Below are 24,269 nucleotides of genomic sequence, written 5' to 3' on the forward strand. Positions count from 1 at the left end.
GTGTGAATGATACAGGACTGTACACGAAAGTAGTGTGCAGTCCTTTTTTTGCATTTGTTTGGAATAAAATAACCCCTAAGCAGACGGGGTACGTTGTCTGCTTAGGGGCAATCCGTGTCCGGAACAGCATCACAGATAATTATTTGATTTCATCAAGGTCAAGATATCCGTGTGCTTCCAGTACATTCAGTACGGCACGTCCGTCCATGGTACCTTCCATAATACGACGGGCACGTACAGAATCTCCTACCTGATAGATGGCTACATCTGTATCATCGAATGCTTCTTTCAGCTCCGGAAGCAGTGGATTGTTTGCTCTCATACCAAGGCAGTTGAATCCAAGGTCAAATGCAAGCTCTGTCATTTCTCCGTTTGGAAGTTTTACAACAAATGAATTTTCCTTTACTTCCTGAAGAGCTGTATTCACATATTCTTTTACGCCATATTTGTCGTGTGTTTCACGCATAGAGCATTTTGTGATAGGATCGGCGAGCATACCAATCTGTGGCAGCATATCAACGATTGTACATTCTGCTCCACGTGGTGCAAAATATTCAATTACGTCAAGACCAACAGATCCACCACCGATTACTACAACTTTCTTTCCGTTGCAGACGTCATCAGGATATTTACCGTCATTTACATTATTGATCATGTCGAAGATGGTACTGACATTTCCTGCCTCCAGGTTTTCTTTCAGACCTTTTATCGGTGGAACAAGCGGAACAGAACCTGTTGCATTTACAATGATGTTTGGTTTGAACTTTTTGATCAGCTCAACATTGGCCTCTGTGTTCAGAAATGTATATAAGTTATCCAGCTTGGATGCACGGTTTTCCAGATACTTCGGAAAATCTTTCATACGTGTCTTGCTAGGCAGGTTAGAGATGAAGGATGAAAGGCCGCCGACATGATCTTTCTTTTCAAGCAGGAAGACATTACATCCGACTTCAGCAGCTGTACAGGCAGCTTCCATACCTGCTGTACCTGCTCCGATGACCACTACATTACAGTTTTTATTAACTTTCAGTTTTTTATAAATGTCTCCTTCCGGAACGGCCGGGTTTACGGTACAGCGGATCGGACGGTTCACTCCGATACGGTTGCCTGCACATCCGACATTACAAGAGATACACTTACGGAGCATATCTTCTTCACCTGACTGTACTTTCTTTACCCAGTTTGGTTCAGCAATAAGACCACGTCCCATTCCGACGATATCTACATCACCGCTCTCGAGTACTTTTTCTACAGTTTTAGGATCACGGTAGTTTCCGGTGTTGATTACAGGTTTGCCGAATTTATCTTTTACAGCTCTTGACATGTAGGAACGCCATCCATCTGGAAGGAAGTTTGAATCAATCTGATACTGAAGTGATGGATTCAATCCGCATGATACATCGTACATATCTACGAACTCATCAAGATATTCAAGATACTCTAATGTATCCTCCAGTGTATTTCCGCCAGGTACTCGTTCTTCGGCAGAAACACGAACGATGATCGGGAACCAAGGTCCAACTTCTTTTCTTACTGCTTCAAGGACCATACGAGGAAAACGAAGACGATTTTCTACAGATCCACCGAACTCATCTGTTCTTTTGTTATAGTATGGAGAAATAAACTGGCTCATCAGATAAGAATGTCCGCAGTGAATTTCGATTGCATCGAATCCGATTGCCTGAATACGCCTTGCTGCTTCTGCATATTTCTTAACGGTTGTCAAGATTTCTTCTTTTGTCATCGGGCGAGGAATCTCTCCACCGGCTTTTGTTGGAACATTAGAAGAAGAAACAGTTTCCACTCCGGTCCTTGCTGAAGATGCGGATGCACCTGCATGGTTGATCTGAATTGCAACAGTTGCTCCATCCTTATGAAGACTTTCTACCAGCTGATAATAACGCGGCATATAACTGTCATGATCAATACGGATCTGGCTTGTACCATTTGATCCAACAGGATATTCTACGTTTGCATTTTCTAATATGATAAGACCAACTCCACCCTTTGCACGAAGTGAATAATAATTCATATGACGGTTGCTCATTTCTCCGTTTGCTTCACCATAATTTGTTCCCATTGGTGTCATTGCAATACGGTTGCGAATGGTTGTACGCTTTACGGTCAATGGTTCAAAAATATTTGGGTATTTTGTTTTCATGAAGTGTATCTCCTTACTTTAAATATATGGTTTATATGGAACTCTTTGTTTGTGACAAAATTATCATACTTCATTTTAACAATAACTACAAATACTAATTAATGGCAGAAATGATGCGTTTAAACTATCGATTAATCTTCGGATTCTTTTTTTATAAATTCAATGAACCGCTGTACAGCCGGTAATTGATAACGATCCCGCATCCAGAACATGTAATGGCGGTAAAAAAGATCCATATCTTTAATAGAATGAATACGAATAGATGTTTCATCCAGTGAATCAACCTCCGGTACCAGTGCAATTCCAAATCCTTCTTTTACGAGAGCCATGATCGAGTGCTCATCCGGACATGTTACGATGATATTCGGTTTCATATCCAGTCTTCGGTATAAACGTTTGGAATATCTTCCGGGACCGGAACCCTTGTCGTAGCCGATTATAGGGTAATTCATCAGTTCCTGGATTGCAACATCATCATACTGGTTCAATTCATGTTCATTTGGAGTAATGATTACCATTTTTTGTTTCTGTAATGGATAAAACGCTAATTCATCATCATTATCTATATAAGCACCGAATCCCAGATCCAGTTCGCCCATTTTTACTTTCTGAGCGATGGCGGGGCTGTGATTCTGGTAAAAGTTGAACGATATCTTTGCATTTTCTTCTATATTAAGGAACTTTCGAACTTTATGCGGGATGTAGTGACTGGCAAGTGGGAAGATGTATCCGATGTCAATGTAGCCATGACCGGATGCAATCTCGTTCATTTTAGTTTTAGCAACTTCGCATTCGGATAAAATACGTTCCGTATACTCCTGAAACAGTCTGCCGGCCTTAGTAAGTACAATTCCCCGCCCCTGCTTTTCAAACAGCGTCACGCCAAGTTCTTTCTCAAGCGAGGAAATGGATCTGCTCAAGGATGGCTGCGAAAGATAGAGCTTCTCTGCAGCCTTATGATAGTTCTCATATTCTGAGACAGTTTGAAAATATAATAATTGATTGAATGTCATATTCACACCTCTTCCTTGAATATACCATAACATATTGATAGCCTAAACGCATTAATTTTGTACTTAAAGCCTTTCATTCATGATGTAGGTCATTCAATTCTCAAACAGGCAGTCACCAAAAAATAAAAATGGTGGAATTGACAAGCGAAGAATAATATAATGATGCCAGAGAATCATGGATAAAGATTTTTAATATATCGTGAGAAGGAGATAGATTATGAATATCGTAAAAGTAAGAAACGTTGAGATCGGTGCAGGAGTTCCAAAGATCTGCGTACCAATTGTTGGTATAACAAAAGAAGAGATTATCACAGAAGCAAAATCGTTCGAGTCTATTCCGGTTGATGTTGTTGAGTGGCGTGTAGACTGGTTTGAGAATGTATTTGAATTTGACAAGGTGTTGGATGTGCTGAAGGAATTGCGCAAAGCTTTGGGAGAGACTCCGATTCTTATGACATTCCGTACTTCCAAAGAAGGTGGCGAAAAAGCAATCGGGGATGCCGCATATGCTGAGTTAAATATCAAGGCAGCGCAGTCCGGATATGTTGATCTTATAGATGTGGAAGTGTTTACAGGTGATGAGATTGTAAAACAGATCATCGAAAGTGCTCATGCGGCAGGTGTGAAGGTTGTAGCTTCTAATCATGATTTCTTCAAGACACCGGACAAGGATGAGATTGTGTCCCGTCTTAGAAAAATGCAGGATCTGGGTGCAGATATTCCGAAAATCGCAGTTATGCCGCAGAACAGAAAAGATGTGCTCACACTTCTTGCTGCTACAGAAGAGATGTCAGGCACATATGCAGACAGACCGATCATCACAATGTCTATGGCAGGAACAGGTGTGATCAGCCGTCTGTGCGGGGAGGTATTTGGCTCGGCACTTACATTCGGAGCTGCTAAGAAGGCTTCTGCCCCAGGACAGATGGGGGTAAATGACTTAAGCACAGTTCTTGGTCTGCTTCACAACGCATTATAATTCCGGGAATATTTCTTTGAATTCCCCCGGTGCGAGAGTTTCGTCTAATGTGAAGTTTCCCATGGTAACTCTTTTCAGCGCGATGATGCAGCAGCCTACAGCCTTAAGCATTCTGCGTACCTGATGCTTTTTTCCTTCGGTGACGGTAATCTCACCAAAAACGATCGGGTGCTCCGGACGGTTATGGCAGCTTGCAGACTGAATCTCCGGATGAAGTGTGGGAAGGACTTCTTTTAATACGCTTGTGGCGGTGACACTTACGTGTGCAGGAGCCGTCAGCCTGTCGCTTCCCGTTAGCTGTACACCGTGTTCCAATGCATAGAGATCTTCCTCTGACAGCGTTCCCATTGCTGTGAAGAGGTAGGTCTTTTCTTTTTTATAAGAGGGATGTGTCAGCTTCTGGTTAAACATACCGTCATCGGTGACGAGAAGCAGTCCCTCGGTAGCACGGTCCAGCCGTCCCACCGGAGACAGATCCGGATTATCAAGATCGGAAAAATAATCCATAACGGTAGGGTAACGGTCATCGCGTCTGGCGCAGACACAGCCAAATGGTTTGTTGAACATGTAATAGTGGTACATAATGACCTCCGTAAAGTAAGCATTCTCGCTACATTATTTCCGAAAATCAGGTAAATGTCAACTGCCATACACCGCCTTTACTTGTGAAAATGTGTGTGCTACACTGAGGACAGAAGAGGTGACTGCGTATGAAAAATTATTCAGAAGATGCAAACAGACAATACCATATACAGACAGCAGAGGGCGAGGTAGGACGCTATGTGATCCTGCCGGGAGATCCGGGGCGCTGTGAGAAGATTGCACAGTACCTGGATCATCCTGTAAAAATAGCTGAGAATCGTGAATTTGTAACATATACCGGAGAGCTGTGCGGTGAGAAAGTCAGTGTGACATCGACAGGTATCGGCGGACCATCGGCGGCAATTGCCATGGAAGAGCTGTATCGGTGTGGTGCGGATACATTTATCAGGATCGGTACCTGTGGGGGCATTCAGCCGGAAGTGAAGAGTGGAGACGTTGTGGTCGCGACTGGTGCGGTGCGGATGGAAGGAACCAGTAAGGAATATGCACCGATTGAGTATCCTGCGGTTGCTGACCTGAACGTGATAAATGCCCTGGCAGATGCGGCAGAGGAGATGGGCGCAGATTATCATACCGGAGTTGTGCAGAGCAAGGATGCATTCTATGGACAGCACGAACCGGAGAAATTACCGGCAGGGTATGAACTGATCCGGAAATGGGAAGCCTGGAAGATGCTTGGCTGTCTTGCATCAGAGATGGAGACGGCGGCACTTTTTATCGTGGCATCCCATCTGCGGGCAAGGGCAGGAGCGTGCTTCCTTGTAATGGCTAATCAGGAGCGGGAAAAAGCCGGGCTTTGGAATCCGGTAGCTCACGATACAGATCTTGCTGTCCGTGTGGCGGTTAATGCTGTGCGCAGGCTGATACAGGATGACCACAGAAAGGCAGGAAAGAAGGAGCACGATGAGAATGGCTAAATGTGAAGAATTAAATGCAGATATGATTCGCAGACTGATTGATCGCGCAATCGAGGGAATGTCTTGTGCATATACGCCTTATTCCGGTTTTCGTGTAGGCGCGGCATTACTGACAGAAAGTGGTGAGATATATACAGGATGCAACATCGAAAATGCAGCATATACACCGACTAACTGTGCAGAGCGGACTGCGTTTTTCAAAGCAGTCAGTGAGGGAGAGAGGCATTTTACCGCCATCTGCATTGTTGGTGGAAAAGATGGGAAGCTTGCCGATTATACATCACCTTGTGGCGTGTGCAGACAGGTAATGATGGAATTTTGCGAACCGGAGCAATTCAAAATTATACTTGCGATCAGCCGGGAAGAGTATCGGATTTATACATTAAAAGAATTATTGCCGGAAGGCTTTGGACCGGCAAGAATTGCAAGATAAACACAGAGCAATAGGTGATGACAGCAGACGAGGAGTGACGGATATGAAAGAATATAAGAGAATATTTGTGATCGTGATGGATTCACTGGGCATTGGTGCTATGCCGGATTCGGAAAAATTCGGAGATATTGGTGTGGATACATTTGGACATATTCTGGAGCGGATGCGGACACTGGATATTCCGAATCTCCGGAAGCTTGGTATGCTGAATCTGCATTCTGGTGGTGATATGACAGGTATCAAACAGCCTGTGGGAAGATATTGCAAAATGGCTGAGTGCAGCAATGGCAAGGATACTATGACAGGGCACTGGGAAATGATGGGACTGCGTACGGAGAAGCCATTCCGTACATTTACGGAGACAGGGTTTCCGCTGGAACTGATCAAAGAACTGGAAGAACGCTGTGGAAAGCGGGTTATTGGCAACAAGAGCGCCAGTGGTACAGCAATTATCGAAGAGCTGGGCGAGGAAGAAATCGCAACCGGAGCTATGATCGTCTATACGTCAGCTGATTCTGTGATGCAGATCTGTGGCAATGAAGAGACCTTCGATCTGGAGAATCTGTATCGATGCTGTGAGATCGCCCGGGAACTGACGATGAAGGAAGAATGGCGTGTCGGACGAGTCATTGCAAGGCCATATGTTGGTAAGAAAAAGGGTGAATTTAAGCGTACAAGTAATCGCAGGGATTATGCGTTGAAGCCGTCAGGAGCAACTACACTGAATGCACTTGCAGATGCAGGGTATGATGTGATCGGCATTGGGAAGATTCATGACATTTTCTGCGGTGAAGGAATTACCGAAAGTCTGCATTCCACCAGTTCTGTTAATGGCATGGAGCAGACGATCGATATCTGTAAGAAGGACTTTGAAGGGCTGTGCTTTGTGAATCTGGTGGACTTTGATGCGCTGTGGGGACATCGCAGGAATCCGGAAGGTTACGGAAGAGAGATTGAAAAAATGGATCAGAACCTGGGCGTACTTTTAGATACCATGCGGGAAGATGATCTGCTGATCATAACGGCAGATCACGGGAATGATCCGACCTACACCGGCACAGATCACACGCGTGAATACGTGCCGTTACTGGCGTATTCAAAGAAAATGAAAGAAGGCGGAAAGATGCCGGATACAGATACATTTGCGGTGATCGGAGCGACGATCGCAGATAATTTTGATATCCGTATGCCGGAAGGAACCGTTGGATATTCTATCTTAGAAGAACTGAAATAAGGATAATATAAACAGGGAGCAATGAAGGGAATGATTAATCGAGAAGATATGCTGGAGCTCAGCAGAAGAATGACACCGGCCAGGGCATCAGTGGCAAGAATCGCAGGTGCATATTTTGATGAAGAAGGTTATGTAGATGGAACATTTAATACACATTTTCTGAAGCTTTCAGCAGCAGAGCGCAGTCGTAATCTGAATCTGGCCAAGACACTCCTCCTCGCTAAAACAAACGAGGAACTGAAGGAATATCCGATTCCGGCAGCAGAACGGAAACCGGGAAGTATCTGGCAGCTTCTCGATGGAATACTGGAATCAGAATTAAAAAATGATGCATTTTTAGATATCTTATACGAGGTGATCGGCGAGAAATATCAGCCTGGTTATTCTTACGCATGCTTCTTATATTTCGGACAGTACGATGTGCCGGTCAAGGGCAGTGATAAGGAATGGTTGGAAGGATCGGAAGAAGTCTATACTTATCTGCTGTGTACACTTAGTCCGCTGGAAGGCGAGTATGAGCCGGGAAAACCAACAGCGGGATTCCTGTATCCGGCGTTTAAAGAGAGAAGTGGGAATTGCGAGTATATGAATGTGTATAAGAAGATAAAGAGTGTGTCTTAGGAGTTGTGGTAAAAAATCATGATTTTTTGTTGAATGAAAATGGAAAGGGTGGAGTGGCTCATAAGAGTTGGTTGGCACCCTTTCCAAGACTGTCTATTATATATAATATGATTCACAGTTAGATAATTGCAATAAATAATAAGCGAAAGGATATATGGAAGGAAACTATAACTCTTTAGGATTGTTTGCATATATACTGGAAATAGATTTATAATACGTTTCTAATCTTTTTTTTACGTTTGGATCAGAACGGTAATCTTCTATAAGGGTAAATAACTCAGGATCAGTATCTTTGTTAATTAAATAGCTGTCTGGATGTGGATCGTCTGTTGTGCCTATAAGATAATCTGCTGATGTGTTCAAAACATTTGCCATAGAGTTAATAACATGAATAGAAGGAGTTCTGGTACCAGATTCATATCTTAAATAAGCAGGTTGAGACATGTTCATTCGTTTGGCAGCTTCTTGTTTTGTAATGCCCATTTTTTTTCTACATTGGATAAGTCGTTCACAATTTAAAGTAATTGTATTCATAATTAGTGCTCCCTTTTGTTTGTAATATTGGAACTGATCAAAGTATAGCATATTTTACTTGAATATACCATTGGAATATATTAATATAAAATATACCAACGGTATACTACGAAATGAGAGGTAGAGATGTGCAAGAGGATATGGTCAAAATAATTAGTGACAAAGATGGAAAGCAACTTGTTTTAATTAACGATATAAAATTTAAGACCAGAAGAACGATAGATTGGAAAATGGTTGAAAGTTATCTAAAAGAGTATATTGGTAATCATTATGAAATATTAGAGACGTCAGAAAAAGTATATGTGGGTTCGGATTTTCCAGATGAGTTTTGTCACGCAAATGATAAGATGAAGTTAAAAGGTGCTAATGCAAAAGCGAAAGCTAATATGGTGACAGCAATTGAAGAGTTAATCAGTATTGCAACAAATAAGTCGACAGATGAAGATTATGAACAAAAACATAAACAAAAAGCAAAATATGGGTGGTATAGATATGATACGAGGTTTGGGATTCCAACATATGATTCGGAAGGAGAAATAACAAAATATAATGTTTATACAGCAAGAATATTAGTGCGATGTGATTCGGACGGAAAATTATACTTATATGATTTAGTAAGAACAAAAAAAGAAACGAGCAGCCCGCCTGAACAATAGAATTGTTACACGGTAGTAAACTTCGTTTCTTATATAGACATTCTAAGGTAGAATTCGAGAAATGTCAACAAAAAGTATATAGAAAGATAAACTGTATTTTCTGACATAGATGTGTTTAAGGTTATATTAAGGTTCCGCCCATTGTACTTTAAGATTCGTTTGCTATACTCTAGGCATAGAAAACAAAGAACTACTTTTTGAAATATAAAAGGAGACAGGAGGAGTTATAATGGGAACATGGAGTCGTAAAGGACTGAAAGAAAAAGCAAAGATCAGATTAAAAGCAAATTACTGGAAGGCAGTGCTTGTTGGGTTACTCGCAGTGTTGATTGGAGGCGGAGGTTCAGCAGCATCCGGAGTATCATCTGGTGTACAATCGAGTTCGACAGATGTGATTGGGGATTCGATTGTGAATAGAATACCTTATATCTCTCCGGCAGGTACGATTATGATAATTCTGTTTGCGTTGGCTGTGGCATGTATCGCGATTGCGATAGCAATTGTTTTAAATGTATTGCTGATCAATCCGCTGGAGATTGGACGTGCCCGTTTCTTCCACAGAGATCTGGAGGAAAATGCAGAGATTAAAGAAGTGTGCTTTACGTTTGACAGAGGTTACAAGAATGGTGTGAAGATCATGTTCTTTCGTGATCTGTATACCGTCCTCTGGTCACTTTTGTTTATCATTCCTGGTATTGTTAAGTCTTATGAATATCGCATGATTCCATATATTCTGGGTGAAAATCCAGATATGAATCGGGAACAGGCATTTGCAATGAGTAAGCAGATGATGGATGGAAATAAATGGAATACATTTGTCCTGGATCTGTCATTTATCCTGTGGGATCTTCTTGGAGCATGCACAATGGGTATTCTTCACGTATTCTATATCGAGCCATATAAAAGACTTACGGATGCCGGTCTTTATCAGACACTGAAAGAACAGATGATAGCAAGAACAGAGAATGTAGTGGGAGAACAGTAGGGAAGGACTCTTATGAAATACGTGATTCTAATTGCTGATGATGAAGCAGAAATCAGAGATTTGCTAAGATTATACTTGGAAAATAGTGGATATGATGTCCTCGAGGCCGCAGATGGTCTCGAGGCATTGGCGGTTCTGGAGAAAGAACATGTGGATCTTGCAGTACTGGATGTGATGATGCCACGCATGAATGGACTTCATGTGCTGAAAAAGCTTCGGGAAACGAGTAATATTCCAGTGCTTGTATTTTCTGCAAAAGACGCAGATTCGGATAAAATTCTTGGGCTCAATTTGGGCGCGGACGATTATCTGACGAAGCCATTTAATCCACTTGAAGCAGTAGCAAGAATTCAGTCGAATATCCGACGCTTCTATTCGCTGGGCGGGCATGATGGGAAGATGGAGTCAGAGACTGCCAATCTGAAGGTGAGGGATCTGACGCTGGATACAGAAAGCTGCGTGTTGTATCGGGGAAATGAAGAAATTGAACTGTCTTCTGTGGAATACCGGATTATGTATATGTTCATGGAACATCCCGGAAAAGTATTTACAAAAGGGCAGATCTTTCAGGCTGGATGGAACGAAGAATATATGGACGATGATAATAATGTTATGGTGTGCATCAGCAAACTCAGAGCAAAGTTATCGAATGATGGAAGTAAATATATCAAGACGGTCAGAGGGCTGGGATACCGATTGGAGAAATAGATGGAGGAAAAGGGAATGGCACAAACAGATACGTCGCAGACAATAGAACATCTGAAACGTTTCCTGATTATTCGTCTGTTGGCAGTAATGGTATTTATCTTTGCCTGTGAAGCAATTATTAATCTGATTGTAACCAGAATCATGTTTCCTGTTTTTAATACATTATTTGGGACAGAGTCGATTTTTACAAATCAGTCAGCAGGGGAAAATATCATTTTATTGCTGCGAATGGCCGGTTATTTATTGCTGACTGGAATTAATATACTACTTCCAAAAGGGCTGGCTGGAATATTTTCCTATATTTCAGCAGGCTTGTGGAAAAACAGCAATCTTCTCACCGAAATGTCCGGGACGGAACAGATGTTGATATTTGTAGTGTTGTTTGTTTTTATCTGCCTTTATTTGCTTCCGTATATGGTAGGTATTTTATATTACAGCGGTATTGTAGTAAGGAAAATGGAAGAAGTGCGGGAATATGACAGAAGGCAGCGGGAAGCATTTACCAGAAAGAGGAATCTGTTACTGTCTGATATTACCCATGATCTGAAAACGCCGATCACGACGGTTGCCGGATATGTGCAGGCATTGAATGACGGCATGGTCGAAGACCCGGAAAAGCAGAAGCAATACCTGGAATCAATTCGGAAGAAATCGTTGGAAATGAGTGAACTGATCACATTGCTTTTTAATTACGTGAAGCTTGACAGCGAAGGATTTGATCTGAAAAAGGAACGGATCAATATCACAGAACTTGTCCTTCAGCTTGTGGCAGGTGCGTATACCGATATGGAAGAGGCCGGGATGATTCCTGATATAGATATTCCGGAAGAAGCGGACTATGCAGAAATAGATAAAATGCAGTTCAGCCGTGCATTTACAAATTTGCTTACGAATGCTATCAAGCATAATGAATCGGGAACCAGCATAAAAATCAGCATGAAAAAGAAGCTTAGTTATCTGGTGATCAAAGTCATGGATTCCGGCGAGAGGATCGATCCGGCGCTGGCAGGGCATTTGTTTGATCCGTTTGTTATGGGAGATGAGTCGCGAAACAGTCGGGGCGGAAGTGGACTCGGATTGAGTGTTTCAAAAAAAGTCATTGAAATGCACGGAGGCAATCTGACATTGGAGCAGCCGACAGAAGAAGGATATACGAAAGCATTCTGTATTAAGATAAAACAAGTGGAAGAGAAACCATATGAATATGAGTAAGGGAAGAATTTTAACATAGACATACATCAAAACGCCCCTGCATAGATTGTAAAAAACGAACTATGCAGGGGTTTTGTATGAAAGAATATATTGAAGAACGTGCAATTGAGATCGCCTATTATATCATCGAACATAAGGCTACGGTTCGCCAGACGGCCAGGCAGTTTGGAGTCAGTAAGAGCACTATACACAAGGATGTAACAGAGAGACTTCTTACAGTTAATCCATCGCTGGCAGCGGAGGTGCGCAAGGTTCTGGATGTGAACAAATCCGAGCGGCACATCCGCGGCGGTATGGCGACGCGTGAAAAATATCTTCATCAGCACGAACTGTCAGAGACAACATTTAAGACAGTGTAAACACTCTGGTTGCGATTGAGAAGTAGATCATGATCGAACAGGTATCTACTACAGTTGTGATCAGCGGCGATGCCATGATGGCAGGATCCATGTGTAGCTTCTTTGCAAACAATGGAAGCGTACAGCCGATGATCTTAGCAATGATGACAATCAATGACAGCGACAGTGCGATAACGATTGCCATTTTTAAATCTTTGTACATAATAAAAATACGGATACCGTTGGCAATTGCCAGACCGATTCCGACTAGCAATGCGATGCGGAATTCTTTGAAAATCACCCGGAAAATGTCTTTGAATTTGATCTCGTCCAGGGCAAGTCCGCGGATGATCAGAGTCGAACTCTGGGAACCACAGTTACCGCCGGTATCCATCAGCATTGGGATAAATGATACCAGAAGTGGCACTGCCGCAAATGCATTTTCGTAACGGGTAATGATCGTTCCGGTAATTGTTGCGGAAAACATCAGCACCAGCAACCATACGAAACGATTTTTAGCGTGAGCAAAAACGGATGTATCAAAGTAGCTTTTTTCACTTGGTGTTACAGCGGCCATCACAGTCATATCTTCTGTGGCCTCGTCTACTACGACATCAATAGCATCATCGACGGTGATGATGCCAACCATTAATCCGTCCGCATCCAGTACCGGGAGAGCAAGGAAGTCATATTTAGAGAAGAGCCTTGCAGCTTCTTCCTGGTCAGTATGTGTGTGTACGGAAATGAGTTCGGTTTCCATGATGTCACCGATCTTGGTGTCGTCGTCCATAGTCATCAGATCCTTAGCAGTTACGATACCGATCAGTTTTCTGCGTTCCAGTACGTAACAGGTATAAATGGTCTCTTTGTGGATGCCGACGTCCTTGATGTGGCGCATGGCATCGCGCACGGTCATGTCTTTTTTCAGTGCTACATATTCGGTAGTCATGATACTGCCGGCACTGTCATCAGGGTAGTTCAGCAACAGGTTAATATCATTACGTTTGCTGTTGTCTACCGTGTCCAAAATACGGGTAACTAGATTGGCCGGAAGTTCTCCCAGCATATCTACGGTATCATCCATATAAAGGTTATCAAGAAGCTCTTTTAATTCCTTTTCGGTAAAAATTTCAACCAGATAAGCCTGCATGGTGCTGCTCATATTGGAAAATACGTCAGAAGCTTCGTCTTTTGGAATCAGCCGGAATGCAATGGCCAGTTCCTTATCTTCTAATTCCGAAAGCAGGAGAGCAATGTCTACTGCGTTCATTACATTTAATATATTCTGGATTGTCTTGTAGTCTTTCTTCAAAAGCAGATCTTTGAAGATTGTTATTGTCATATTCATCGGAATCCCATCCTTTCACTAATAATAATCGAAAGTTGTATATCAAATTATCCGCGTCCGAATCCATTACTCTCACCACCTTTTTCTCGTAAAAATATAAAAAACCTCATCAAAGCCTGAGCAATGACAAGGTTGTTCTGTCTCCAAATAATCATCATCGTTCAAGCTTTAGTATCGCAGGGCTTAATAATTGCATTAGGTTATGCCTTAAATACGACATAGCCTGTTGACCAGCGAATCGTGTCTCCACGTTTTTGCGGCAGCAATCTTAGGAATAACCATATCCCTGCGGTAACCTCACCTACCGAGAATATTCAATTCTGCAAATTCATTCTACCGCCCGAGTTAGGGGATGTCAACCAATAGTTACTAGTTATATGAAGAAATTGGGTTAAATTTTGGTAAAAGAAATCATACTTCGATGCTTGTAAATATCGGAGTGCTATTTTATAATGGAAAGAAGTACGGAAGCCTGGCATAGTATCTGGCTTTTAGGACAAGATTGAGGAGGAACACAGGTGGATAGAGAATTAGTAATTGTACTTGATTTCGGTGGACAGTATAATCAGTTGGTTGCAAGACGTGTCCGTGAGTGCAATGTATATTGTGAGATTTATTCTTATAAGACTGACATTGAGAAGATCAAGGCCATGAACCCGAAGGGAATCATCCTGACCGGAGGTCCGAACAGCTGTTATGAAGCGGATTCTCCGACATATGCAAAGGAATTATTTGAAATGGGTATTCCGGTACTCGGACTTTGCTATGGTGCACAGTTAATGATGCATATATTAGGTGGTAAAGTAGAGCGTGCAGATGTCCGTGAATATGGTAAGACAGAAGTATTTGTAGATAAGACATCTCCATTATTCGGTGATGTGTCAGAGAAGACGGTATGCTGGATGAGCCATTTTGATTATATTTCAAAGATTGCTCCGGGATTCCGGATTACAGCACACACAGCAGACTGCCCGACAGCAGCGGCAGAGTGTCAGGAGAAAGGACTGTATGCAATTCAGTTCCACCCGGAAGTATTGCACACACCAGAAGGAACCAAGATGCTGTATAATTTTGTAAGAAACGTCTGTGGATGTGCCGGCGACTGGAAGATGGATGCGTTTGTAGAGAATTCTATTAAGGCTATCCGTGAAAAGGTCGGAGACGGTAAAGTGCTCTGTGCATTATCAGGTGGTGTAGATTCATCTGTAGCAGCTGTTATGTTGTCAAAGGCAATCGGTAATCAGCTGACCTGTGTATTTGTAGATCATGGACTTCTTCGTAAAAATGAAGGAGATGAAGTAGAAGCAGTATTTGGACCAGATGGACCGTATGACCTGAATTTTATTCGCGTGAATGCGCAGGAACGTTTTTATAGTAAGCTTGCCGGGGTGGAAGAACCGGAGAGAAAGCGTAAGATCATCGGAGAAGAATTTATCCGTGTGTTTGAAGAAGAAGCTAAGAAGATCGGTGCAGTAGACTTTCTGGTACAGGGAACCATTTACCCGGACGTAGTAGAAAGCGGTCTGGGTGGTGAATCAGCAGTGATCAAGTCTCATCATAACGTAGGCGGACTCCCGGATTATGTAGATTTTAAAGAGATCATCGAGCCACTGCGTGACCTGTTTAAAGACGAGGTAAGAAAAGCGGGTCTGGAAATGGGTATTCCGGAGTATCTCGTATTTCGTCAGCCATTCCCGGGACCGGGACTTGGTATCCGTATCATTGGAGAAGTCAATGCAGAAAAGGTACGCATCGTACAGGATGCAGATGCAATTTATCGTGAAGAGATCGCGAAAGCAGGACTTGACCGTGGAATCGGACAGTACTTTGCAGCACTGACCAATATGCGAAGCGTTGGTGTTATGGGTGACGAAAGAACCTATGATTATGCAGTAGCATTGCGGGCAGTTAATACTATCGATTTTATGACTGCAGAGGCAGCTGAGCTTCCATTTGAAGTACTGCAGACGGTAATGAGCAGAATTATTAATGAGGTCAGAGGAGTCAACAGAGTATTCTATGATCTTACAAGTAAGCCGCCGGGTACGATTGAGTTTGAATAGTTGGAGCTAAGCTGTAAAGCCTTTGTTTACAAGGGTTTTACAGCTTTTCCTTTATAGGATTGCATTTTCATTGCATTATTTTTCTTCAACTGTTCTGTGATAGATTGCTGTATGTTGATTGCTGGTATAATTAGCAATGCTTTCAGTAGCAGATTGTACTTGTAATATTCCAGTCAGTTTTTTAGCAACTTCAAGATTCGTATTTGGATACAGATGACCATAAGTGCCGAGTATAGTGGCTCAGTTGTCAAGACAAAAATCTAAGATTTTTATGATACAACATCAAAACATGTTTATCAAATGAATTACACAATAGCAATTCATATATGTCGTTATTTCCTGCGAAATGACATTTCTCCACCTGACGTTGAGACGCTGATACAGAAGAATCTTTTACCTGTAAGACCCGGGCGTTCCGACCCTCGCAAAGTCAAGCCTAAGTCAGCAGTAAGTTTTCTGTATCGAGTTGCATAACATCGATAAAAGTATATCGTTAATTTAGGCAGATAGCAATCTGTCTTTTTGTGCTGCATAAATATAAGAGCAAGTTTTTATAAAAGAAAAATCGTAAACGGTGAATAGTAGGTACCACGATTTTTGCTAGTTTTCATGAGATAATTACTTTAAAAAATCTAAGGTTTTTTAGAGGGAGGATAATCTCATGGATAAAATAACTCATAAAGTCCGGTGTGAACAATGGACAAATATCATCAAAGAATGTCTTGCTAGTGGAATGCCTAAAACAACCTGGTGTCGAGAGCACGGTATTTCGGACAAATCTTTTTTTTACTGGCAACGAATTCTTCGTGAAGAAGCATACCTTACCACATTAGAGAATACCTTAACGCCTGCTGTTAAAGAGAATTCAGCTCCAACAACTACAGATTTCATTGAAATCAAAATGACTGATCAAGTAAGTTCAGCTGACAGTCCTTTTAAACCGGATGTTGTTATACGAAAAGGATCTGTTTCAATTGAAATATCTAATACAGCTACGGAAGAACTTCTAAATAAGGTTGGAGGTCTTCTCCATGCTTAACGATGCTGTCGGATTTGAAAAAATTTTTATTGCCACAGGGTATACTGACTTGCGGCGTGGAATTGACGGTTTGGCATCTACCATTAAGTTTCAGTTTGATTTGGATCCTTTTCAAAAGCATGTTTTGTTCTTGTTCTGTGGAAAACGCACCGATCGAATTAAAGGGCTCGTTTGGGAAGGTGATGGATTCTTGCTTCTTTATAAAAGATTGAACATCGGCGGTTTTAGCTGGCCGCGTACAAAGGAAGAAGCCATGGAGATTACACCAGAGCAGTTTCAAATGTTGATGCAGGGATTGTCTATTGTTGCAAAACACCCAATCAAAGAATTGAAGAATCCACCTAAAACCATGTAGTATTGTGCAATTCGTAGAAAAAATATTTTCTTTTTATATACATGAAAAGGATATTTATGATATTGTCAATATTGGTTTACACTTTATTCTCAAGAATGTTCGACCTTATGCAGCCCCCTGCAGTGAAGCATAGTATTGCTGTCGTTTAACCATCGGAGGCAGTCCACCGTTAGCAGAGCAGATCCTCCGGTTATTCCAATAGCTGATGAAGTATCTCCAGATGAGAGTTTTTAACTGTGCTACAGTCATTGCGGTGGTGTCATAACGCCCATAAAGTAATTCATCTTTGAAGCGTGCCCACATGCTTTCACATCTGGCATTGTCATGGCATCGGCCACCGGCACTGTTCATGCTTTGGAGAATGCCATATTTGTTGATTGCTTTACGATATAGTTCGCTGGTATACTGGGTACCCCTATCGCTGTGAAGAATAGCTCCACGGAGCATAGGGTAAGCTTTGCAAGCATTATCTAAAGTTTGTTCACAAAGGGTTGCTTTCATATTTGTATCCATGGCAAGCCCTAATACTGCCAAATCATAGCAGTCAAAGATAGCTGAAACATACAGTTTTCCATCGGAAGCCTTTATTTCAGTCATATCGGTAATGCACTTTTCAAGAGGCTTATTAGCTGTGAAATCACGCTTAATTAAATCGTCGGATTTACGTGCTTCTTTATCAGCCTTGGTAATACCGTTAGGCTTACGCTTAGGTTTATGATTAAGACCAATTTCTTCCATGACACGATAAACAGTTCTTTCACTGGGAATATGTACTCCCTCCGGCTGTTTAAGCTGTAATGCCTGATACATACGCATTCTTCCATACGTGTCATTGCATTCATCTTGGTTGCAAATATCAATCATTGCATCTGCCAGTGCCTGATATTTCCAAGGAGCATCCTTCGTTTTTAGGAATTTGTTAAATGCCTGCCTGGAAACATGAAGTACTTTGCAATAAAAAGAAATTTTGCCCTTAATCCTGCCGTCATCCGTTTTGATTGCAATAAACATTAATCTCTGTTTTTTGCTGACTTCCGACGGCTGGCTGCGAAAAAAGCACTTGCTTCCTCAAGAAATTCGTTTTCTTCTTTTAAGCGGCGTATTTCCTTATCCTGCTCTTTAACACGTTTTCTGAGTTCAATAAGCTCATCGTTAAGTGATAAAGCATTCTTAGGGGTATGAACTGCCTCATTTGCGCTGAGCCGACCTTCTTTGAAGGCCTTAATCCAGGTGTACATGGTACCCTTTGGAATTCCTAATTCGTTGGCGGCTTTATGTGCGCCAATTTCCTGTGCAAGCTTTACAGCCTGTGCTTTAAACTCATTGTCATAAGATTTTTGATTCTGTGCCATAGGTTATTTCTCCTGTTCTCGTATTGATTATAATTATATATCAAAATCCTTGAGAATAGGGTGTCAACTTTTATGATACAACATCAAACGGAGATCAATTACTTAGCTTTATATATGAAAGGTCAGGGAAGTTTCAGTTCTGCTGATGTCATTTCATCCGACGTTGATAAACTAATCTTAGATGCGTTAGAAGAAATCCGCGACCAGTATAATATCGATCTTACTGATAACCTGAATCTGCGTATTGCATTGTCATTACACACTGCGTCATTAATTGTGCGTATCAAATACAACATGCAGTTAAAGAATCATCTGGTAGATTATATCAAGCAGACATTCCCGCAGGGATTTGATCTGGGTATTTATTTCGCTTCACATTTACAGGAAGTCTTCCATAAGAAAGTAACTGACGACGAAATTGCTTTCCTTGCAATTCACCTGTACACAGCTCTTGCAAGTCAGCATCAAGCCGTCGGAACCAAAAAAGTACTTGTCATTTCATCTATGCGTCAGAGTGAGAATATTCTATTGAAACAGACGCTTTTAAATTGGTTCGCAGAGACCACCTCCGAACTCACATTTAAAACGCCGGAACAGATTGAAGACAAAGACATTGAAGATTACGATATTTTCCTTACAACCGAACACAATCATTATTACGATTCCGGGCTTGCTTTCTATGTAGATCCATTCCCAGGACAGCAGGATTATCTAAACCTGAAGCTTGCAATTGATGGTTTCCAGAGCATTGAAGATATTACCTCAATATTCTACAAAGATCTGTACAGTATCGGTGATGGCAAAAAACGTGAAAAAATCGTTGAAAACATGTGTCAGAAATCCAGTGAATACTTCGAACTGGACGGAGCTGAATTCAAAGATGCAGTCTTCCAGCGTGAAAATATGCGTAGTACCTACTGGGGCAATGGTATTGCCGTACCGCATCCATTGACTGCTGTATCTTCTGACTCTTTTGTAGCTGTTACGGAATTGCCGCAGGCAGTTGTATGGGATGATCAGAAAAATATGGTCAATCTGGTTTTGTTGGTCTGTGTCGGCAAGAACAGTTCCAAGGCTTTTCAGTTGTGGAACTATCTGGCCAAAGTATTTTCAGACAAGCACTTCGTGGAACGTCTGCTTCCGGATCCGAGCTATGAACATTTTATTGCGCTTCTGAAAGAAGCAATAGCCGGAAGTTTTCAAAAATAAACAGGAGGTCATTACATGACAGTAAAAGAGGCATTAGCCCAAACACAGAAAAAAAAGGCTGGCTTGATTAATAAAGCCTCTGTTAATTACGCTGAGACTTTGCTGCTTCCAGGTGAAAAACCTGAAGCAGCAGCCATTGCCAATATTTATACACGCCGTGATAAATTCCCGGGAATCGTTGTAATTACCGATCAACGAGTCATCGCTGCATGCGGAATTCCGGGTATCAAACGCGACATCTGCATGAATATCCGTGATCTGGAGAATTGCGAAGAGACCAGCATGATCATGCAGTACAAAGTAACTTTCCGTACCAGAAAGGAAGCCTTCGCCATGAGCGTAGATCCTGACGTAGGTGCCAACCTCTCTCCGCACGTTGCAAGAATTAACGGAGACGATCTTACTTCATTAAAGTTAGACGCCCGCGGAAATATCTTAAATGCCAGCTTTTTCAAACAACAACGTCTAAATCAGCAGCGTAAGAAAAAAGCCAAAGAATTCTCTGACAAAAAAGAGATTGAGTTACAGAAAAAAGCTTCTATGGATTTTAACTCCGACGACTTTAACGACTAGACATTAATAAGGAGATTCATTATGGATTACATTATCAGCCCCTCCGTCATGTGCATGGATCTTATGAACCTTGGCGAGCAGATTAAAACACTTAACAAACACGTATCGATGTATCATGTAGACTTTATCGATGGCGTGTATCTCAAGAATTTTTCCATCACGCTGCCATTTATCGCAGCCATGCGCAAGATTACAGACGCTGCTCTCGATATTCATGTAATGTTAACCGATCCATTTTATTATCTGGATGATATGATCGAAGCCGGAAGCACTTATCTGTCCTTCCATTCGGAAATGCTCATGAATGAAGCATTCCGTACAGCGCACTACCTGCACAAACACGGGCGCAAGCTTGGCGTAGTCCTGGTACCGGGCGCTCCGATTGAAATGATCTATCCTTACATTTCACATCTGGACAAGATCACCGTCATGATGGTCGATCCGGGATTTTCCGGAGGTATCTTCGTCCCGGAAGCTCTTGATACCGTTTGTAAGCTGAAGGAATTAAGAAAAGAAAAAGGCTATCATTACATCGTAGAAGCCGATGGACAGTGTAATGAAAAACATTTCACGGAATTAAAGCAGGCCGGTGTAGAATCCTACATTGTCGGCAGCGGATTATTTGGTCTGATGAAACAGGGACTGACATTGGACGAAGCTTATTACCAGCTTATAAGAAATATTGAAAATGCATAAATTATGATAAAGAAAAAGACAGTGTTTCAAGGATGATTGTCCATCCACAAAACAATGTCTTTTTTTGCTTCCCTTCAGAGCAACCTTCAAATTGCTATACAGCACTTTGAAGGTGTAGCGTATCCGCCAAATAGATTTTACAGGAAAAAGTCTCATTTGTGCAAGCACAATTTGCCTTTTCCTGTAAATCTGCTTGTCTCTAAACGGTCGCATATTAGGATACTATAAATAAGTAAATTAGGCTTCCTCATTTACGAATGCTACTACCTTCTTAGCAAGATCCTCTGTTACACCAAGGTCAGCCATCATAGACAGCATTGTGTAACGTGCGCGAGTCTCTTTTGCGTAAAGCATTGCATTGTACAGACGGTCATCATCGAATCCAATCTGTGATGGAAGGTATGGAGCATCCAGACTCTTCAGGATCTCGATCATACGAGCTGCTGTTGGCATGTTGTCATCCATCAGTTTAACGATCTCATCCCAGTGAGCTTCGATTGCATCGATACGTTTCAGTCTGCCATTCACCTCATTCTTCTGAGATTCATGCTCCAGTGCAATGATAGAGCTTGCAGATGCACCGTATACTTCATTGATCTTAGCTTCCCATGCTGCCTGATCGTAAGCTTTTGCTTTCTCACGGGCTGCATCGAAGTCTGGTCTGTTCTCACGCAGGAACTCTGTCATCTTCAGGATCATAACTGTACCTACAGCCACCTTTGTACCATGAAGTACCGGGATCTTGCCTTCCTGAAGTTCCAGTGTCTCCCAGAAATGACACATATGATGCTCGCATCCTGCTGCCGGACGAGAGTTACCGATAAAGCTCATTGCTACACCAGTAAGTACAAGTCCTTCCATAATGTCTCCGATTACCTTCGGATCTCTTGATGCTACGTTATCAGCATCAGCTAATACATTTTCAATACAATCTGTTACCAGATTTACAATTTCATCACAGTAGTACTCATCATTAACTACCTTAGAGATTCTCCAGTCATTCAGACATGTGAATTTGCCAAGCAGATCTCCAAGTCCTGCAGATACCATTCTTGCAGGTGCTCCACAAAGAATATCTGTATCTCCGATAATAAACAGCGGTGTCTGAGCCGGGATTGTTGTCTTCATGCTGTTGATGATCAGAGCTGCTCCTGAAGAAGCAAATCCATCCATCGGTGCTGCTGTTGCAACGATTGCATAAGGAACTCCCATCTGGAAGCTGAAGAAACGGCACATATCGTTGATAGAACCTGTTCCTACTGCTACAACCAGATCACAATCTCTGTCTGCATCAATCATAAGTTCTCCTAGTGCTTTCTCGTCCGGGATAAATCTCTTTCCCTTGAATACATGTGCTTTTGCTTTGATTCCGGCATCTTTCAGGATGTTCATTACTTTCTCTCCCGCAATACCGTATGTAATCTCATCACATGCGATGTATAAATTCTTAAATCCGTATTTCTCTACATATTCTGGCAGTGCCTTCATAGCTCCTGCGCTAACTGTTACACCTTCCAGTGTAGTAGAATGTGTTCTTCCACATGAACAATCAAATGGTTTTCCAAGATAATCTGCAAGCTTTAATGTCTTACTCATCACACTAACCTTCCTTCAATTTAATAAAATCTGTTCTCTCTAAAAACGCAAACCAAAATTACAAGTCCACGCTATCCTTAACTTAGTCTATCAAACATAAAGCTTCAGACACTCCGAATAAAATTCGCAATGCAAAATATTTTTTTAACGACTTGCGCAAAAAAATTGCGTAATTGATATTCCAATTACGCAATCATTATTTGTAAGCTATTTCCTACATTACCACACTGATTTATTTTCCACTTCCTGATTTAGATCAGATTCATTGCCTGATTTACCGATTTTACACCAATGACTTCAATTCCTTCGATCTTTTTCAGCATATCTTTGGACACCTGCGGCATAATACATGTTTTAAATCCAAGCTTTCTTGCTTCTGCCACACGCTGTTCCGGCATACTCACCGCACGCACTTCGCCGCTCAGTCCCACTTCGCCGAATACGATTGTTCCCGGCGAGATCGACTGGTTCTTGTAGCTGGACACGATCGCCATGACAATTCCCAGATCGATCGCAGGCTCATTCATGCGGATACCACCCGCAATATTAATATATGCATCGTAATTCGAAAGCGGAAGTCCCACTCGCTTTTCCAGCACTGCCATCAACAGGTTCACTCTGTTATAATCTGTACCTGCTGCTGTACGCCTTGGCATACCAAAATTACTCCGACACACCAGTGCCTGAATCTCCATCAGGATCGGACGTGTTCCTTCCATTGAGCATGCCACGACTGATCCGGATGCATCCTCCGGGCGGCCGTTCAACATATATTCCGATGGATTCGGCACTTCCTCCAGTCCGGTCTCCCTCATTTCAAATACTCCAATCTCATTGGTGGATCCAAAACGGTTCTTCACGCCTCTCAGAATACGATATGACGCATGACGGTCTCCTTCAAAATACAGCACGGTATCTACCATATGCTCCAGCACTCTCGGCCCTGCCACGGTGCCTTCCTTAGTCACATGACCTACAATAAATATGGTAATATTTAATCCCTTTGCAATCTGCATCAGCGTATTAGTCGCCTCTCGCACCTGCGACACACTTCCCGGTGCCGCTGTCACTTCCTCACTGTACATGGTCTGAATCGAGTCAATCACTGCCACCGCCGGATGCTCTCTCTCGATCACCTGGCGAATTGTTTCCAGATTCGTCTCACACAACAACAGCAGATGGTCACTGAATGTCCCCATCCGATTCGCTCTCAGTTTAATCTGCTTTAATGACTCCTCACCGGAAATGTAAAGCACCTTTCGTCCCTGATCTGATAACCGTTTACACACCTGCAACAGCAAGGTTGACTTCCCGATTCCCGGATCTCCACCGACCAACACCAGTGATCCCGGTACGACTCCGCCGCCCAATACACGGTCTAATTCCTCAATCTCCGTCTGCATCCGGTCTTCCTGATCAGTAGACACGCTGGATAATGTCACAACCTCTGCTTCACGCACTGTATTCTTTGCAGCCGTACCCTTTGATACCGTCACCTTTTCCTCTACAAATGTATTCCATTCCCTACACATCGGACACTGCCCAAGCCATTTGCTTTCCTCATGTCCGCAGTTCTGGCAGAAATATATACTCTTTTTTGCTTTCGCCACCCGGTTACCTCCCATTAACATTATGCTGTTGAGC

Annotated in this window: 25 protein-coding genes, 1 pseudogene and 1 riboswitch; of the genes and pseudogenes, 16 read left to right on the forward strand and 10 right to left on the reverse strand. The window is 42.2% G+C overall.

Going from position 1 to position 24,269, the window contains the following annotated elements:
* Positions 1-139: 139 nt before the first annotated feature.
* Positions 140-2,161: an NAD(P)/FAD-dependent oxidoreductase gene (locus OCV65_RS06025; protein WP_262581315.1), complete on the reverse strand. Its 2,022-nt coding sequence runs from the start codon at positions 2,159-2,161 to the stop codon at positions 140-142.
* A gap of 131 nt (positions 2,162-2,292) precedes the next feature.
* A complete protein-coding gene (locus OCV65_RS06030; protein WP_262581316.1) occupies positions 2,293-3,174 on the reverse strand; it encodes a LysR family transcriptional regulator in 882 nt (293 codons plus the stop codon).
* Between the two features lie 217 nt (positions 3,175-3,391).
* Between OCV65_RS06030 and aroD the strand changes: the two genes are divergently transcribed.
* Positions 3,392-4,153 (forward strand): type I 3-dehydroquinate dehydratase, encoded by a 762-nt coding sequence (aroD, locus tag OCV65_RS06035; protein ID WP_262581317.1) that lies wholly within the window; start codon positions 3,392-3,394, stop codon positions 4,151-4,153.
* On the opposite strand, the gene OCV65_RS06040 is transcribed toward aroD, so the two are convergent.
* Positions 4,148-4,735 carry a pseudouridine synthase gene (locus tag OCV65_RS06040; protein ID WP_262581318.1) on the reverse strand — a complete coding sequence of 196 codons (588 nt, stop codon included), beginning with the start codon at positions 4,733-4,735 and terminating at the stop codon, positions 4,148-4,150. The two genes, aroD and OCV65_RS06040, sit on opposite strands and share 6 nt — an antisense overlap.
* Positions 4,736-4,863: 128 nt before the next feature.
* Between OCV65_RS06040 and udp the strand changes: the two genes are divergently transcribed.
* Genes udp through OCV65_RS06060 form a run of 4 tightly spaced genes read left to right on the forward strand, consistent with a single transcriptional unit; the run spans position 4,864 to position 7,961 of the window.
* On the forward strand, positions 4,864-5,673 hold the full coding sequence (udp, locus tag OCV65_RS06045) for a uridine phosphorylase (RefSeq protein ID WP_262581319.1): 810 nt from the start codon (positions 4,864-4,866) through the stop codon (positions 5,671-5,673).
* Positions 5,666-6,106: a cytidine deaminase gene (locus tag OCV65_RS06050; RefSeq protein WP_262581320.1), complete on the forward strand. Its 441-nt coding sequence runs from the start codon at positions 5,666-5,668 to the stop codon at positions 6,104-6,106. The genes udp and OCV65_RS06050 overlap by 8 nt, the downstream gene beginning before the upstream one ends.
* A gap of 43 nt (positions 6,107-6,149) precedes the next feature.
* Positions 6,150-7,340: a phosphopentomutase gene (locus OCV65_RS06055; protein ID WP_262581321.1), complete on the forward strand. Its 1,191-nt coding sequence runs from the start codon at positions 6,150-6,152 to the stop codon at positions 7,338-7,340.
* A 30-nt stretch (positions 7,341-7,370) separates the two neighbouring features.
* Entirely contained in the window at positions 7,371-7,961 is a 591-nt protein-coding gene (locus OCV65_RS06060; protein ID WP_262581322.1) for a DUF4317 domain-containing protein, read from the forward strand.
* A gap of 165 nt (positions 7,962-8,126) precedes the next feature.
* Here the strand turns inward: OCV65_RS06060 and OCV65_RS06065 are convergent, their stop codons facing one another.
* Positions 8,127-8,495: a helix-turn-helix domain-containing protein gene (locus OCV65_RS06065; RefSeq protein WP_262581323.1), complete on the reverse strand. Its 369-nt coding sequence runs from the start codon at positions 8,493-8,495 to the stop codon at positions 8,127-8,129.
* A 128-nt stretch (positions 8,496-8,623) separates the two neighbouring features.
* On the opposite strand from OCV65_RS06065, the gene OCV65_RS06070 reads away from it, so the two are divergent.
* From OCV65_RS06070 to spoIIID, 5 genes are all read left to right on the forward strand, one after another.
* The gene (locus OCV65_RS06070; RefSeq protein WP_262581324.1) at positions 8,624-9,151 is read left to right on the forward strand and encodes a hypothetical protein; all 528 of its coding nucleotides are present in this window, start codon (positions 8,624-8,626) and stop codon (positions 9,149-9,151) included.
* A 229-nt stretch (positions 9,152-9,380) separates the two neighbouring features.
* Positions 9,381-10,136: a DUF975 family protein gene (locus OCV65_RS06075; RefSeq protein ID WP_262581325.1), complete on the forward strand. Its 756-nt coding sequence runs from the start codon at positions 9,381-9,383 to the stop codon at positions 10,134-10,136.
* Positions 10,137-10,148: 12 nt separating this feature from the next.
* On the forward strand, positions 10,149-10,844 hold the full coding sequence (locus OCV65_RS06080; protein WP_262581326.1) for a response regulator transcription factor: 696 nt from the start codon (positions 10,149-10,151) through the stop codon (positions 10,842-10,844).
* A gap of 15 nt (positions 10,845-10,859) precedes the next feature.
* Positions 10,860-12,056: a sensor histidine kinase gene (locus OCV65_RS06085; RefSeq protein ID WP_262581327.1), complete on the forward strand. Its 1,197-nt coding sequence runs from the start codon at positions 10,860-10,862 to the stop codon at positions 12,054-12,056.
* A 77-nt stretch (positions 12,057-12,133) separates the two neighbouring features.
* Positions 12,134-12,415, forward strand: a complete 282-nt coding sequence (gene spoIIID / locus OCV65_RS06090) for a sporulation transcriptional regulator SpoIIID (protein ID WP_118382991.1) — start codon at positions 12,134-12,136, stop codon at positions 12,413-12,415.
* Here spoIIID and mgtE read toward each other — a convergent pair.
* On the reverse strand, positions 12,402-13,736 hold the full coding sequence (gene mgtE, locus OCV65_RS06095; RefSeq protein WP_262581351.1) for a magnesium transporter: 1,335 nt from the start codon (positions 13,734-13,736) through the stop codon (positions 12,402-12,404). The genes spoIIID and mgtE overlap by 14 nt on opposite strands.
* A 152-nt stretch (positions 13,737-13,888) precedes the next feature.
* A riboswitch (M-box (ykoK) riboswitch) is annotated at positions 13,889-14,058 on the reverse strand.
* A 202-nt stretch (positions 14,059-14,260) separates the two neighbouring features.
* Here mgtE and guaA point away from each other — a divergent pair.
* Entirely contained in the window at positions 14,261-15,805 is a 1,545-nt protein-coding gene (gene guaA, locus OCV65_RS06100; protein WP_262581328.1) for a glutamine-hydrolyzing GMP synthase, read from the forward strand.
* Between the two features lie 75 nt (positions 15,806-15,880).
* On the opposite strand, the pseudogene OCV65_RS13430 reads toward guaA, so the two are convergent.
* Positions 15,881-16,042: pseudogene (locus tag OCV65_RS13430) on the reverse strand (site-specific integrase); the annotation flags it as partial.
* A gap of 424 nt (positions 16,043-16,466) precedes the next feature.
* Here OCV65_RS13430 and tnpA point away from each other — a divergent pair.
* Positions 16,467-16,844: an IS66 family insertion sequence element accessory protein TnpA gene (gene tnpA / locus OCV65_RS06110; RefSeq protein ID WP_173790570.1), complete on the forward strand. Its 378-nt coding sequence runs from the start codon at positions 16,467-16,469 to the stop codon at positions 16,842-16,844.
* Positions 16,837-17,199 (forward strand): IS66 family insertion sequence element accessory protein TnpB, encoded by a 363-nt coding sequence (gene tnpB, locus OCV65_RS06115; RefSeq protein ID WP_262581329.1) that lies wholly within the window; start codon positions 16,837-16,839, stop codon positions 17,197-17,199. Before tnpA ends, tnpB begins: the two co-directional genes overlap by 8 nt.
* A 105-nt stretch (positions 17,200-17,304) precedes the next feature.
* On the opposite strand, the gene OCV65_RS06120 is transcribed toward tnpB, so the two are convergent.
* Positions 17,305-18,210 (reverse strand): IS3 family transposase, encoded by a 906-nt coding sequence (locus OCV65_RS06120; protein ID WP_226815994.1) that lies wholly within the window; start codon positions 18,208-18,210, stop codon positions 17,305-17,307.
* Positions 18,210-18,551, reverse strand: a complete 342-nt coding sequence (locus OCV65_RS06125) for a transposase (protein ID WP_226815992.1) — start codon at positions 18,549-18,551, stop codon at positions 18,210-18,212. The genes OCV65_RS06120 and OCV65_RS06125 overlap by 1 nt, the downstream gene beginning before the upstream one ends.
* Positions 18,552-18,623: 72 nt before the next feature.
* Here OCV65_RS06125 and OCV65_RS06130 point away from each other — a divergent pair, with 72 nt between their 5' ends.
* Genes OCV65_RS06130 through OCV65_RS06140 form a run of 3 tightly spaced genes read left to right on the forward strand, consistent with a single transcriptional unit; the run spans position 18,624 to position 21,029 of the window.
* A complete protein-coding gene (locus OCV65_RS06130) occupies positions 18,624-19,760 on the forward strand; it encodes a BglG family transcription antiterminator (RefSeq protein ID WP_262581330.1) in 1,137 nt (378 codons plus the stop codon).
* Between the two features lie 15 nt (positions 19,761-19,775).
* On the forward strand, positions 19,776-20,333 hold the full coding sequence (locus OCV65_RS06135) for a hypothetical protein (protein ID WP_262581331.1): 558 nt from the start codon (positions 19,776-19,778) through the stop codon (positions 20,331-20,333).
* Between the two features lie 21 nt (positions 20,334-20,354).
* Positions 20,355-21,029: a beta/alpha barrel domain-containing protein gene (locus tag OCV65_RS06140; protein WP_262581332.1), complete on the forward strand. Its 675-nt coding sequence runs from the start codon at positions 20,355-20,357 to the stop codon at positions 21,027-21,029.
* A 237-nt stretch (positions 21,030-21,266) separates the two neighbouring features.
* Here the strand turns inward: OCV65_RS06140 and OCV65_RS06145 are convergent, their stop codons facing one another.
* Together OCV65_RS06145 and radA are read right to left on the reverse strand one after the other, a co-directional pair.
* The gene (locus OCV65_RS06145) at positions 21,267-22,625 is read right to left on the reverse strand and encodes a sn-glycerol-1-phosphate dehydrogenase (protein WP_118383131.1); all 1,359 of its coding nucleotides are present in this window, start codon (positions 22,623-22,625) and stop codon (positions 21,267-21,269) included.
* A gap of 251 nt (positions 22,626-22,876) precedes the next feature.
* Entirely contained in the window at positions 22,877-24,235 is a 1,359-nt protein-coding gene (radA, locus tag OCV65_RS06150; RefSeq protein ID WP_118453308.1) for a DNA repair protein RadA, read from the reverse strand.
* Positions 24,236-24,269: the final 34 nt, after the last annotated feature.

This window comes from Dorea ammoniilytica (genome assembly GCF_025567415.1).
Taxonomy (GTDB): Bacteria; Bacillota; Clostridia; order Lachnospirales; family Lachnospiraceae; genus Claveliimonas; species Claveliimonas ammoniilytica.